Genomic DNA, 13,356 nt, shown 5'->3' on the forward strand with positions numbered 1-13,356 from the left:
AATGAACAGTTATGAACAACACTCTCATCAACAACACAGGGCATACGTGGCCGGTTTCTTCAGATAAATTGTGCAAGCCCAATAATAATAAAAACGAAGGTCGACCCCATGGCCGAACCCTTGGCTCACGACACCCTTATCCAGGAATCCTGGCGCCGTTGCCGCGCCTTCGGCCTGGACCACCAGAGCACGCCCAGCTTCGACCAACTGCCCGCCGAGTGCATCAGCCAATTGCTCGAAAGCCAGCACTCGCTGGTGCAAACCACCCATCAAGAAGTGCTGCCCTACTACGAGAACATCCTCAGCAACTCCAATTGCCTGATCATGTTGGCTGACAACCAGGGCCAGGTGCTGACCCGCTGGGGCACCCAGCGTTTTATCGAGCCCAAGCTGGCTCGGGGCTTCAACCCCGGCGCCAGTTGGGTGGAACGTTCCAGCGGCACCAACGCTATCGGCACCGCACTGGCCTGTGCCCAGGCGGTGCGTATCGAACACGACGAGCACTTTCTCAAGGCCAACCGCTTCATGACGGGCTCAGCGGCGCCGATCTTTGATGCCCAGCGCGAGATCATCGCGGTGCTGGATGTGTCCAGCGACAGCTACCTGCCGCCCTCCCACACCTTGGGCATGGTTAAGATGATGAGCCAGACCGTGGAAAACCGGCTCATCCTCAACCTGTTTCGCGGTGAACATTTCCAACTGACCTTTAACACTGGCTTGAGCAATCTGGATAGCCAGTGGGCCGGTCTGCTGATTTTTGATGAGAGCGGCCAAGTGCTGTCGGCCAACCGTCGTGCCGACAACCTGTTGGGCATCAGTTTGTCGCGGGTGATGATCGACAGTTTGTTCAAGGTGTCGTTGCTGGAATTGTTGAACCAACCGGAGGGGTTGCCCTTCTCGCTGCAAGCGGCGGGACGCAACCGGTTCCAGTGCCTGTTGAAGCGGCCTCAGCAGAGGCCCGTGCAGGCCCGCATATTCACTGAACCGGTGCCGGCGAAACCCACGTCGATTGGCCTCAATACCCTGCATTTTGGCGATGTGCGCGTGGAGAAAGCCGTGCGTCAGGCCGAGCGCTTACTGGAGAAGGACATCCCCCTGCTGATCCACGGTGAAACCGGCGTGGGCAAGGAAGTGTTCGTCAAAGCCCTGCACCAGGCCAGCTCGCGCAGCCAGAAGGCGTTCATTGCGGTGAACTGCGCGGCGATTCCCGCTGAACTGGTGGAATCGGAACTGTTCGGCTACGAAAAAGGCGCGTTCACCGGCGCCAATCAAAAAGGCAGCATCGGGCTGATCCGCAAGGCCGACAAGGGCACGCTGTTTCTGGATGAAATCGGTGATATGCCGCTGCCGACACAGGCCCGCCTGCTGCGGGTATTGCAGGAGCGTTGCGTACAGCCGGTGGGCAGCAGCGAGTTGTTCCCGGTGGATTTACGCATCATCTCGGCCACCAACCACGCGTTACGCGAACGCGTGAAGGCTGGGCGGTTTCGTGAGGATTTGTACTACCGTATCGGCGGCCTGACGCTGGAGCTGCCGCCGTTGCGCGAGCGTACGGACAAGCAGGCGCTGTTCCAGCAACTGTGGCAGCAACACCGCGAGCCGACCCAATGGGCGGGCCTGAGCGCCGAAGTGCTGGCGCTGTTCGATCAGCATCCATGGCCGGGGAACTTGCGCCAGGTCAGCAGTGTGCTGCGGGTGGCACTGGCCATGGCGGAGGAACAGCCGATCCGCCCGGAGCATCTACCGGATGACTTTTTTGTGGATTTGGACGTAGCGGCGCCACGGCCCGCCAATGACGAGCTGGATGACAGCCTCGACCTGAACCAGCGCTTGAAGGCTGCCGGCGGGAATATTTCCCACCTGGCACGCGAGCTGGGGGTGAGCCGCAATACCTTGTACAAGCGACTGCGCCAGAACGAAGGCTAGCGCGGCTTGACCACCACCAGCAGGTCGGTGAAGTACTCCACCTGGATCGGCAGGTTATCCGCCAGTGACGACAGCGCCGCCGCCGTGTCATCCAGCTTGAAGACGCCCGATACCCGCAGGTTCTGCAGGGCCTGAGGGTCGAAGCGCAGCATGCCATGGCGATAGCTGGCGAGGGTTTGCAGCACCTCGCTCAGGGGTTGGTCGTTGACTTTGAGCAGGCCGCGGGTCCAAGCATCCGGGTCGGCATCGACGATGGCTTGCGGCGGCTGGGCGCGGCCGTGGTCAAGGACCGAACGCTGGCCGGCCGTGACCTTGACACCATCGCTGGCTTCACCTTTGACCGCCACGCTGGACTCGATCACCGTGACGACCGTGGTGCCGTCTGCCGCCCGCTTGACCAGATAGCGTGTACCCAATGCGGTGGCCGTGCCTTGGTCGGTGCGGACCACAAAAGGCCGCTGCGCATCCTTGGCCACTTCGACCCAGAGTTCACCTTGCAACAGCTCGATCACGCGTTGATGCCCGTCGAATTTCACGTCGACTGCCGAGTTGCTGTTGAGCTGCAACTGGCTGCCGTCTTCGAGGGCAATCTGCCGGCGCTCGCCGACGGCGGTGCGCTGGTCGGCCATCCAGACCGGCACGTGTTGCAAGCCCAGCCAGCCGCACAAGACCACGCCGAGCAAGCCCGCCACCTGCGCACCACGCGGACGTTGCGGGGTAAACGCGCGGTTAAGGGCAACACGGGCGGGCTTGGCGGGCAAGGTGTCGAGGCTGCCCCACAAGGCGCGCATGCGTTCAATGGTCACGGCGTGACGCGGGTCGGCCTGGCACCAGGCATTAAACGCGTGACGGTCGGCGTCGCTGGCATCCTCGTCGTGCAGGCGGGTCAGCCACTGCGCCGCTTGCTGGATGATCTGCTCGGCGCTCATTCCAGCGTGTCTGTCGGGTGCAGGCTGTGGTAGCAATGCACCAGGGCGCTGGAGATGTAGTTTTTGACGGTGCTGGAAGAGACGTCCAGGCGCGTGGCGATTTCGCTGTAGGTCAGCCCATCGAGGCGACTCAACAGGAACGCTTCGCGGACGTTGGCAGGCAAGCCCGCGAGCATCTCGGCGATACGTTCCAGGGCTTGCAGCGCCACATGAATCGCGGCCGGGTCCGGCATGCCGGCATCTTCGCACTGGATCACCAACGCTTCCATGTAGGCTTTTTCGATACGGCGACGACGGGCGCCGTCGATCAACAACCGCCCTGCCGTGGTGGCCAGGAAGGCACGGGGTTCCTTGATATTTTGCGGTTCGGCCAGCATCAGTACGCGGATGAACGCGTCATGCGCCAGGTCGGCGGCATGCTGGGAGCAACCGAGTTTCTTGCGCAGCCAGCCGTGCAACCAGCCGTGGTGCTCGCTGTACATCGCCTTGAGGGTCTGCTGCCGGACGGAGTCATCCAGCGCGGCGGGAATGTCATGCATGCGCAAAAATATCTCAAATGGGAAGTGTTACCAATTGCGCAGACAATGCCAGTAAATCGGTGCAGGAGCAAGGGCCACCCCCTTTCTGAGAGCACCGTTGATTGCATTGTTTGGAAGGTCGCGCGCCTGTCAGCGCCAGCTCCAGGAGACGCCGGTGTAGAGGCCGCGGCCATCCGCTGGCGTCGAACGCGCTACATCCAGGCCTTTGTCGTCATAGCCTGGCGTGACCGTATTGGCGTACCGGCGGTTGGTGAGGTTGCGCAGGTCGACCCAGGCTTGCCAGTCTTGCTTTGGCGCGTTGTAGCCGAAGGTGGCGCCGAGGATGGTGTAGGACGCAGCGTAATAGGAGTTGGCGTAGTCGACCGCCACGCGCGAGGAATATTCGCTATTGAGGCTGGTAAAGAAACCCGTCGGGTGGCTGTAGCGCACTTGCGCCTGGTAGTAGTGCTTGGGGATGCCCGGCAAGGTGTTGTCGCCGAAACGGTCGTCGTCGCGGTAGTGGAAGTCGCTGAAGGTATAGGCCTGGCGCAGGGAGAGCTGGCCGTTGCGGCCGCCGTTCCACAAAGGGCTGAGCAGGCTCACTTCCAGGCCTTGGTGCACAGTGGGGCTGGCATTGGCTTCGGCGACAATGGCATTGCGGGTGGCCGTTTGGGCCTGGGTTTCCACGCTGAGCAGTTCGTGGCGCACTTCAGAGCGGTACAGCGCCAGGTCCCATTGGCCGAGCCACGCTTCGCCACGCCCGCCGATTTCCAGGGTGGTGGCGGTCTGGTTTTCCAGGCTCACGCCTTCGCGCGCCAAACCTTCGGCCGGCCCACTCGTGAAGTATTTGTTGGAGCCCCATATCATCGACCACGCGTGCGGCGGCTCGACCGAGCGGCTCAGGTTGCCGTACACCTGCAATTGCGGTGTGAAGTCATACCGCAGGCCGATGCGCGGCGCGTAGTCCCAGTCGTGCTGGCTGAGCGGCGCCTGGCCTTCGGGGTAGGTGACCTGGGTTTCGCGCCGGGTGTAGATCGCGGCCAGGCCGGTCGTCAGCCACAGGTCAGGGACCAGCTCCAGATCGTTGCCGATATGCAGCACGGTGTCGGCGCCCAGATAACTGTAGTCGCGGGTCTTGGTGCCGGGGGCGTAGCCAGCGGTATTGTCGGCCGGTGTGCGCACATATTCCGACGCGCCGTTGTTGGGCATCGCTTGGGTGGTGCGCAGGCCCAACGTAGTTTTGCTGTCGTGGCCGAACAGCGTGTCCTGGCGGATGTAGTTGAGGGTGCCGCTGACATCGGTGTAGGCAACTTTAAGACGGTTGGTGCCTTCGCGTAGGTCCATCGGGTAGTCGTGGTAAGCCAGCCCGAGTTCGACCCGGGAATTGTCGTCCAACTGCAAGGTGGTCTTGTTGGCGATCCAGGTGGAGCCCGGTTGCAGGCGCTTGGAGTCGCGGGCGGCGTTGAGGCTGTTGGCCGCGCGCGGGTCATGGCTGATTTGCGCGCGAGTGAGCTTGCCGGGGGTGTCGTTGGTGGTTTCGCGGTAGCGGAAATAGAAGCGCGTCTCCAGGTCCGGGTTGAAACGGTAGCCGAAGTTAGCGGCCACGCCCTTGCCGGTGCCGGCGCTCTGGCGCTGATAGCCGTCAGACTCGGCGTCGGTGAGGCTGATGTAATAGTCGACATCTCCCAAGACCTGGCCGGAACTGATCTCGCGCTGGGCGTAACCCTTGCTGCCCGCCTCGTATCGCACCTGCAACTTAGGCGCATCGTAGCCCGTGTGGGTCACGTAGTTGACCGCGCCACCGAGGGCCAGGGCGCCCTGGTCAAAACCATTGGCACCGCGCAGCACTTCAACGCGGCTCTGCCACAAGGGGTCTTTCAACTCATAGGGGGTACCACCAGGCCCGGTCAGTGGCAGACCGTCGAACATTTCATACACGCCGGAGGCATGGGAACCGGGGCTGCGGTTCAGGCCCGAACCGCGAATCGAGAGTTTCACCCCTTCATTGTTCGCTGCCTTGGCGTACACCCCGGCCTGGTACTTGAACACGTCTTCGTTGGTGCTCACCCGCCCCTGCTGCACGCTGTTCATGTCGATGTAGTTAGTAACGCCGGGCACGCTTCTGAGCTGCGCCTGCGCCATTTCACCGGCGCTGGCTTCGCTGCCGGTGACTTCGACCGGGGCCAATTGCAGGTCTTCGGCGTGCACCAGTGTGCTTAACGTCAGGGCGGCAAACAGGAACGGAGGGTGGCGCAACAGCATCGGGCAAGTCCTTGGAATTCGGGGGCACGAGGTGGGAAGACTGGTACGCCCGCGAGGTCACTCCCTATTATTGGAAACGTCTGCGCCCACTGATCGAAATACTGTGAAAGCCAAACTGCAGCACACTCAGTTCACCTGTAGATCGTTCGCAGATCCTGTCACTTTGGACGCAAAGAACTCAGCCGCCAGGTTCCCCTAACATGCGCATCAATTCTTCTGCTTCTGATCCTGGAGCAAACCTGAACCCAACCATTTCATCAGTGCCGAGAATTTCGCCCAACGTTTTCAATACCTGCGCCTCAGTCGGCGACTCGCGCAGCAATTTGTGCGCTGGCAGTAACAACTCGGAGGAAACACCTTGAACGCTTGCCGCGTCGATCACCGCGAAGAGGATAAAGCGCAGGCGTATTTCGCGTTCAGTCGGCCAAACCGTTTTTCGCTTACCCATCGTGAAGGCTTCACTTTCAGAAAAATCCGAGGCTATTGCCGGAAGACAGGTGTTTCAAGCCACGGGGCGCAGGATAGGCCGCCTCCTACATGCAAAACGGGAACCCCCTACTGGCGGATAGGGCCGACCATCCAGTTTTCTCTAAGGCCTTGCATAACCGGCCATCAATCCGTGGAAACCTCTGGCTCAGGCAGGAGGTCTACCGCCTGAATCCGCCCGCTATTAAAGGAAGCAATCTCATGTCTCAAACTTATCAAGGCACTGCCAGTGTGTTGTTGGCTTCTCGCCACTTGGGCGTTGAGCCAGACGAGTGCTTGAATGAAAAGGTGACCGTGCGCCTTTCGGAAAGCGGCACGCCGACCATCGCACGCCTGGAAGTCGATCAGCCCGTACAGTGGCCAGGACACGCTAACCACGTGGAAGTCAGGCTGCCTGATGGTAGCGTTGTGAAGGGTGTGATCGTGGAAATCAACCGTCAGACTGAACACGCCGCATGGTTGACCTTCAGCCTGGACGATTGACGGGATGGCGTTGTCAAGGCGCCGCTTTCACAGTTTTGTTGCGTTGCAGCTCCAGCGTGGTGCTGATGAGCCGCGCAGGCGACCCAAAGGCGATCGGTCATTTTGGAAATCGCCGAAAACCGCATTCCGGTCAAGCGCGTTGTAAGCCGCAAGATGCTGGATGTCGTCTCGATCTCGGCGATGGCATCTAATTCCTCAACAGTTAGGTATTTGATAACACCCTCCTTGAATCACAGCATCCGGTTTCAACCGGGCTTACCACTGCATCGGCGGCTGGCTGCGAGGCATAAGCGTTTACCGACGAAATGCAAACAACGATGCCCCCGTAAAAAATTGAATGTGTAGATTGTACTTTTGGTCAGGGATTGTGAACGCAGACATTCTGGCGAGGTGAAAGCTCATGACTCTTCAAGCAGAAACACTCGTACAACTGACCGAAGCGTTGCAGGGGCGAGGGCTGTATCTGGTCTGCAACGTTCACCTCACGCGCGCGCCCTACCGCCACAATCACCTTTGGGTGTGTTCAGTGGCCTGAAGCAGCCTCGCCAGGACGGGACAATACGATGAAAAAAGGCCAACTCCCGTCCAAAACCTGCCCTGTGTGTGGACTGGCGTTCAACTGGCGCAAGAAATGGGCACGTTGCTGGGACGAGGTGCGCTATTGCTCCGAGCGGTGTCGACGAGGCAAGCGTTCGCCTCCACCGCCGGCACAAGGCTGCAACCCTGCGCAATGATTTGCTATTGTCCTGATAGCTAAGTAGGTAATCCGGTAGGACACCGTAGCTGATAGGTTTCAGGCGAGTTTACGTATACGCAGGGGTCAACATGGGCGAAGCAACTCCGACTTCAGACTATGAAGTACAACGCTTGCAGCGCGTCGCAGCCTTGTGCGCTCGCGATGCCGAACACGACGTCGCCTTCGAAAAACTGGTCGCGATGACCTCAAATTATTTCGGGGCGCCCATCGCGCTGATTTCAATCATCGATGAGCATCAGCAATGGTTCAAAGCCCGCGTTGGCATTGAAGAAGAGCAAACCGCGCGCGAAATTTCATTTTGCGCTTATTCGCTGTTCGACCGGGTACCGCTTGAGATTCTCGACTCGCACAACGACGAGCGCTTTATAAACAACCCGCTGGTCACCGGCACGCCCTACATTCGGTATTACGCCAGTGCGCCACTGATGACGGCTGACGGCTTCTCGCTGGGCAGTCTGTGTATCATCGATACCGTGCCCCGCGAGCCGATGAGCGAGCGTGATTTTTCCATGCTGGTGTATTTCGCTGAGCTGGTGATGATGCACATTACTGGCGCGCGCGCTCGCATTTACATCGACCAGCCTACCGGGCTGTTCAACCGCCTGCGGTTTGAGGAAGACATCCGCCAAGCAGCGGCGACGTCCGAGCATTTTCACGTTTTTGCCGTTGATATTGTCTCCCCGGCCTTCTTGAACAACGTGGTCAAAGCGCTCGGCTACAACTTCGTCCAGGACCTGATCCTGGCGATCAAAGCACGTTTGCACGCGCTCCTGCCCAGCCAATGCCTGTTATATAAAATAAGCCCGACACGCTTCGGCTTTTTGTCAAAAGGCAGCGCGCCTCTGGAGCGCGTGTGCGCCAGGATTCTTGAAGATTTTCATACCCCAGTCGAGTGCCACGGGATCCCAATTCTCATGCATGCCGGTATTGGTGTCCTGGCAGTCACCAGTAGCGAGCCGCAGGATTGGATCAGGCTCGTCGTTGCCGCAGCGGACGACGCCAGGGACAGAAACCTGGGGTGGTCGCTTTATCAACCGCACAACGATGCGGCTCAGCAGCGTGCTTTTATGCTCTTGAGTTCGTTGCCGGACGCTATGCGTGACAGTCATCAGTTAAGCCTGGTATTCCAGCCGAAGATCCAACTGCCGCAGGGTGAATGCAGCAGTGTCGAGGCATTGCTGCGTTGGGAGCATCCGCTATTCGGCCCGATCCCTCCTTCGGAATTTATTCCCTTGGCGGAAACAACCGAGCTGATGCATTCGATCAGTTTTTGGGTACTCGACGCAGTCCTCCGACAGGCACTGTCCTGGAAACAGCAAGGGCTGGTGATTCGGATCGCTATGAATGTCTCCGCGGGCGACCTGGAAACACCGCGTTTTATCGACAAGATGATCAATGACATCCACAGGCTCCAACTCGACCCTGCCACGTTCGAGCTGGAGTTTACCGAAAGCGCGTTGATGACTGATGCAGACACGGTCAGCCGTCAACTTGGACGAGCCCGCGGATACGGCATAGGCGTTGCTATTGACGACTTCGGCACGGGCTATAGCAATTGGACGTACTTGCGCCAATTGCCCATTGATTCGGTCAAGCTGGACCAGTCATTGATCAGCAACATAAAAACCCATGAAAAAGATGCGCGTCTGGTCAAGAGCCTGATCGAGTTGGCACGGGGGCTCAGCTACAAGGTGGTTGCAGAGGGCGTGGAAACTGCGGATATCCTTGAACTGATCACTCAATGGGGCTGCTCGGAGGCCCAGGGGTTCTTGATCTCCAAACCTATGGGGGCAGACGCCCTCGCCCAGTGGTTTGAGGCAGGCGGCTACCGCACGATTACTGCACCGGCAGAAAATTCATCAGCAACAAGCTCTGCGCGTAGTTGACACCTATGCGCCGGTAGCGCTCATCGAGTATCTGGGTCAGCAGATCGAGGCGCGCGACAATCTTGCCGAACTCCACCGCGAAACTGAGGTTGCTGCCCTCCTCCGATATCTCGTTGGAAAACAGCAGCAACACCCCATTCGCATCCTGGCGCTTGCCCAGCAGCCAGGTGGCCTTCTCGATATTGCGCGCAGCATTGCTCACGAATTCAGGGTGGATCGCATCGGTGATGTAAAACTCCGTGCGCCCACCGTGAGCAGTCACGATCATACTGCCGATAGCATAGATAAAAGCGCCGACGCGGTCGCCTTTGAATTCCGGGCTCAAGGAATAGCTAAGGGCCGCCAAGTCACTGCGTTCCCCCAGCGCAGGAAGGGATCGGCGTTGCTCGATGGCCTGGCGAATCTCCCGCGCAGCAGTCACCGCATCCGGGTAACCCGACTGACGCCACTGGCTGGGATTACGCAGATAGAGCTTGTTCATGAGCAAATACAGGCTTTGCAAATTGTCGCGCATGCCCAGTGTTGCCATGCGATCGACACTGGTCTGGAAGAATTCATCAGGCTTGCCATTGCTGAACTGCTTGGCGATATCCCGACCCTGTTGCTGGCTGCAACCGCTGGCGCAGAGCAACAACACGGCAGCCAGCAGCAAGGGCTGGCGTAGCGGTCGACTAATGAAACGAGGAAACGTGCGATCCATCGGCACCCGATCTGGTTCATCTGCCCACGCGGGAATCGGCGGGGCTGGGACAAGGATAGAGCGGAGAAATCAAAAAAAGTGCAATGGCCCTGGCTAGATAGTTGTAAGCAGATACCGTCCGGCCGGTGAACGGGCTCAAACGTGAAGATTTTTTTTTAGGCTCTATACTGTTTGCAACAGCTGCGTGTGTTGTTGGCGACCCAGGGTGGCATGTCACCCTTTTAACGGCTTGGCGCGTTTATCTATATCGCCCCGGCATACTCCCCAGCAGCTGTACCTGAGGGAGACGGCAATGAAACATCCAATTCGAGCTCAAATGGTTGTTCAGTTGATTTGCCTGCTTTCGGTGGCTCAGCTTTTTTGTTGAGCGGCGTGTGACTGCCTTCACATTCAGTTGCAGTTGCGGCAGCGAGAGGTATTGCCAGCTATAAGCCATAATCTGGCCCGACATTCGATTGCCGGGCCAGAGCGTGCAGCTATAGCAAGATCGTGGACAGCATGCCTAAGGCGCCCAGGCAAAACCCGATCAGTGCGCCTCTCCCTGGGAGCTCCTGAAACAGCGCCCAGATCACGATGGGCTCCAGCAGTAATAAAGAGGTAACGGATACAACCGTCACTACCCAGATGTCACCGACCGCAAGATACCCCAGCCAATAAGCCCCCAGCAGACAAAGCCCGGCAAAGCACATCAACACAACAGGCATGATGAAAGCGTGCCATGAGCCGTCGCCCGCTTGAGCCAGCTTGGCGGTCACCACCTCACTGTAGATTGCACAAAACTCACCGATGATCATCAACCCTAGAGCAGAAACTCCGAGTAGTTCTTTGGACATATCAAAAACTCCTTCGTATTCAACGCAATATTTTTCAACTCCCAGCGGGCAATGCCGCTGCCCAGAGTTTCGTTGCAGTGATACGAAGCAGCCTTGAACAGGCCTGAATTACCGAAGTGCTTTTCCATCCTCATGTCCTTTATAGAAGGTGAAGCTTAGCGACCAGATGAGGCGCTCGGCCTGATCATACGTTTCGGCGAGTATTAGGAACAACCTTGGCCGTGGAACCGCCGAAACGGACTGTTTATTTCTCCGTGCTTGTATAAGCTTGCCGTTCGTTTTTTCGAGATCAGGAGGGGTAAATGAGTGACGACAATGCAAAGCGCTTGCTGATTAACCAGCAGCACATTTGCATGGCTGCAATCTCGCTGATTTTCTCCAGCACCTGTGTTGCCGCAGACACTTACTCGGAGCTGAGCACGCCTGATAAATCGGGATTCATGTGGGGTCAGGTCTACCAGCATACAAAAGCCGCATGTGGCACTCTCCCGCAAGACCTTGAAGACGATTACGCAAAGGCGATCCGGCTCCTTTCAGAGGCCAGCCCAGAATTTGGACCGACCTTTAATGACGGTCTGAAGCCCAGCCTTAAGAAGGCCCCTCTAAAATCAGCCGAGGAACTGGAAGACGTATGTGTCAAAGGTCAGACAGGCCTCAGAAACCAAGTGAAGCTCGCCAGATACTGGTTTACGGAAAAGTGGTGAGTGTTGAATAGCGAGACGGCGAGATTGGCTATCAGGCGCTACTTCCAGTGCCTTCCACCGTCTATGCTCGTGAGGTCGGCATCTGCGTTTCAATGTCAGATTCAATGTCGCGATTCGGGGACCAGCATTCTTGCCATAGGCCGCCCGCGCAGAACTTCGAGCTTTGGGTTTAATCCCAAGCGTGCTTTAAACATTAACACCTGCTGACAGCCCATAGAGGTTCACAAAATGAAAATGACACTACCCGCCCTGGCTTTGGGTGTTCTGATATCGCAAGGAGCGATAGCCGCCGGTGATGGTACAGCCGCTCTTGGAGGTGGCGTTGGGGGTGCACTTGGCAATATCGTCGGCCAACAGCTGGGGGGGTCAACTGGCGCGGCAGTAGGCGCAGGCTTAGGTGGTGCCGCCGGTGGAGCAGTCGGTGCCCAGAAGGGTAAGAGGACAGAAGCTGCAATAGGCGGCGGCGTTGGCTCTGCTGGTGGGTCACTTATAGGCAATCGTCTGGGCGGCACAACGGGTTCGACTATCGGAGCGGGTCTCGGTGGCGCTGCAGGTGGCGCGCTCGGCAACAACCTGGCGGATGATAAGAGCAACCATCGATCTGACGGAAAAAAGCACAAAGGCAACAATAAGCACAAGCATAAGAACAAGCGCCACTGATGAGCCATGGCTCGTGCTTGCAGTAGGTGCAAAAAATGCAGACGCCTTGTGGCGGGTCAGCTTAGCGAACAAGTGAGGGGCTGGGCCTGATCATAGGTGTGAGCACCTGTTCTGAATAACCGGGCTCGACGGGTATGAACGATATTAAAAACTCGCAGGACTCCCCGCCGCCCGTCATGATCGGGCTATGCTCAGGCCATCTGAACCGGACGCCCCATGCCCGTTGACCTACAAGCGCTCTATCCAAAACTGATCCACTTGATGCTGGATACGGTATTTGTCGTCGACAGCGACAACCGGATTGTCTTCGTGAGCAACGCCTGTGAGTCCCTGCTGGGCTACCGCGCCGAAGAGCTGATCGGCACCCTGATCATCCACTACATGCACCCTGAAGACCTGGCGCGTACCCGCGCTTCCATAGTTCGGGTCATGAGTGGCCAACCCCACGTCGACTTCCGCAACCGTTATCTGCGCAAGGATGGCAGCGTCGTACACATTTTGTGGGCGGCCTTCTGGTCCAAAGAAGTCGGTGCGCGGATCGGAGTCGCGCGGGACATAACGGCGCTCACCCAGGCCGAGGAGGAGTTACGCTTCCTCGCCCATCATGACCCGCTGACGGCCCTCACCAACCGATCGCTGTTCAACGATCGGCTCGACAGTGCGCTGCAAAGCGCACAGCGCCATAACCGGAGCTTGGCATTGCTGTTTCTGGACATCAACGACTTCAAGTGCATCAACGATGTGCATGGTCATGCCATGGGCGATCGCGTGCTCTGTGTGATTGCACGACGGCTAGAGCGCTGTGTGCGCGAAGGCGATCTAGTGGCCCGGATGGGCGGTGATGAATTCACGGTACTGATCACGGATATCCAGTCGCCAGATACGGTTGCCGGGAAGGTGGCGCAGATACTTGCGGTCATGGCTGATCCACTGGGGGCCGAGTTTGGCGGAGTGAAAATGCCGTCTTGCAGTGTCGGCGTGGCGTTTTATCCGAAGGATGGAGAGGATGCGGATACGCTGTTGAGTCATGCGGATGGGGAGATGTATCGGGTGAAGAGGTTGCGGGTGAGTGAAGATATGAAGTAGACCGTAGCCTAGGGTCTGGCAACCCGCGTCGTTAAAAAGCCAATGCCCCGACGAGTCGGGGCATTGGCTTTTATGGTCCTGGATAAATCAAAAGGGCTTTTCAGCCTTACGGGTGAAGAACCACTT

Annotated in this window: 14 protein-coding genes and 1 pseudogene; 8 read left to right on the top strand and 7 right to left on the bottom strand. The window is 58.3% G+C overall.

The window, feature by feature from the left end; translation table 11 throughout:
- The first annotated feature begins 108 nt into the window (after positions 1–108).
- Complete coding sequence (locus AACY36_RS25090) at positions 109–1,926, top strand: sigma-54-dependent Fis family transcriptional regulator (RefSeq protein WP_339420837.1); 1,818 nt, start codon at positions 109–111, stop codon at positions 1,924–1,926.
- Here the strand turns inward: AACY36_RS25090 and AACY36_RS25095 are convergent.
- The 4 genes from AACY36_RS25095 to AACY36_RS25110 all read right to left on the bottom strand — a co-directional run bounded on the left by AACY36_RS25095 (position 1,923) and on the right by AACY36_RS25110 (position 6,083).
- Positions 1,923–2,855, bottom strand: coding sequence for a FecR family protein (locus AACY36_RS25095; RefSeq protein ID WP_339420839.1), 933 nt, complete (start codon positions 2,853–2,855; stop codon positions 1,923–1,925). The two genes, AACY36_RS25090 and AACY36_RS25095, sit on opposite strands and share 4 nt — an antisense overlap.
- On the bottom strand, positions 2,852–3,394 hold the full coding sequence (locus AACY36_RS25100; protein WP_339420841.1) for a sigma-70 family RNA polymerase sigma factor: 543 nt from the start codon (positions 3,392–3,394) through the stop codon (positions 2,852–2,854). The genes AACY36_RS25095 and AACY36_RS25100 overlap by 4 nt, the downstream gene beginning before the upstream one ends.
- A gap of 129 nt (positions 3,395–3,523) precedes the next feature.
- The gene (locus AACY36_RS25105; protein ID WP_339497688.1) at positions 3,524–5,635 is read right to left on the bottom strand and encodes a TonB-dependent receptor family protein; all 2,112 of its coding nucleotides are present in this window, start codon (positions 5,633–5,635) and stop codon (positions 3,524–3,526) included.
- Positions 5,636–5,813: 178 nt separating this feature from the next.
- Positions 5,814–6,083: a hypothetical protein gene (locus AACY36_RS25110; protein WP_339420845.1), complete on the bottom strand. Its 270-nt coding sequence runs from the start codon at positions 6,081–6,083 to the stop codon at positions 5,814–5,816.
- A gap of 239 nt (positions 6,084–6,322) precedes the next feature.
- Between AACY36_RS25110 and AACY36_RS25115 the strand changes: the two genes are divergently transcribed.
- Entirely contained in the window at positions 6,323–6,604 is a 282-nt protein-coding gene (locus AACY36_RS25115; RefSeq protein WP_339420847.1) for a hypothetical protein, read from the top strand.
- A gap of 65 nt (positions 6,605–6,669) precedes the next feature.
- Here the strand turns inward: AACY36_RS25115 and AACY36_RS25120 are convergent.
- Positions 6,670–6,819: pseudogene (locus AACY36_RS25120) on the bottom strand (GAF domain-containing protein); the annotation flags it as partial.
- A gap of 185 nt (positions 6,820–7,004) precedes the next feature.
- Here AACY36_RS25120 and AACY36_RS25125 point away from each other — a divergent pair.
- The 3 genes from AACY36_RS25125 (at position 7,005) to AACY36_RS25135 (ending at position 9,247) form a co-directional block, all read left to right on the top strand.
- Positions 7,005–7,139: a hypothetical protein gene (locus tag AACY36_RS25125; protein ID WP_339420849.1), complete on the top strand. Its 135-nt coding sequence runs from the start codon at positions 7,005–7,007 to the stop codon at positions 7,137–7,139.
- A 28-nt stretch (positions 7,140–7,167) separates the two neighbouring features.
- Entirely contained in the window at positions 7,168–7,338 is a 171-nt protein-coding gene (locus tag AACY36_RS25130; RefSeq protein ID WP_339420851.1) for a DUF2256 domain-containing protein, read from the top strand.
- A 91-nt stretch (positions 7,339–7,429) separates the two neighbouring features.
- Positions 7,430–9,247, top strand: coding sequence for a sensor domain-containing phosphodiesterase (locus AACY36_RS25135; protein ID WP_339438323.1), 1,818 nt, complete (start codon positions 7,430–7,432; stop codon positions 9,245–9,247).
- Here the strand turns inward: AACY36_RS25135 and AACY36_RS25140 are convergent.
- Positions 9,198–9,947 carry a hypothetical protein gene (locus AACY36_RS25140; RefSeq protein WP_339438322.1) on the bottom strand — a complete coding sequence of 250 codons (750 nt, stop codon included), beginning with the start codon at positions 9,945–9,947 and terminating at the stop codon, positions 9,198–9,200. The genes AACY36_RS25135 and AACY36_RS25140 overlap by 50 nt on opposite strands.
- A gap of 476 nt (positions 9,948–10,423) precedes the next feature.
- Positions 10,424–10,741: a hypothetical protein gene (locus AACY36_RS25145; protein WP_339420879.1), complete on the bottom strand. Its 318-nt coding sequence runs from the start codon at positions 10,739–10,741 to the stop codon at positions 10,424–10,426.
- 341 nt (positions 10,742–11,082) lie between these two features.
- Between AACY36_RS25145 and AACY36_RS25150 the strand changes: the two genes are divergently transcribed.
- From AACY36_RS25150 to AACY36_RS25160, 3 genes are all read left to right on the top strand, one after another.
- Positions 11,083–11,484, top strand: a complete 402-nt coding sequence (locus tag AACY36_RS25150; protein ID WP_339428212.1) for a hypothetical protein — start codon at positions 11,083–11,085, stop codon at positions 11,482–11,484.
- Between the two features lie 228 nt (positions 11,485–11,712).
- On the top strand, positions 11,713–12,144 hold the full coding sequence (locus AACY36_RS25155; protein WP_339428211.1) for a glycine zipper domain-containing protein: 432 nt from the start codon (positions 11,713–11,715) through the stop codon (positions 12,142–12,144).
- Between the two features lie 216 nt (positions 12,145–12,360).
- On the top strand, positions 12,361–13,230 hold the full coding sequence (locus tag AACY36_RS25160; RefSeq protein ID WP_339428210.1) for a sensor domain-containing diguanylate cyclase: 870 nt from the start codon (positions 12,361–12,363) through the stop codon (positions 13,228–13,230).
- Positions 13,231–13,356: the final 126 nt, after the last annotated feature.

The organism is Pseudomonas sp. EA_15y_Pfl1_P101 (genome assembly GCF_963970835.1).
Classification (GTDB): domain Bacteria; phylum Pseudomonadota; class Gammaproteobacteria; order Pseudomonadales; family Pseudomonadaceae; genus Aquipseudomonas; species Aquipseudomonas tritici.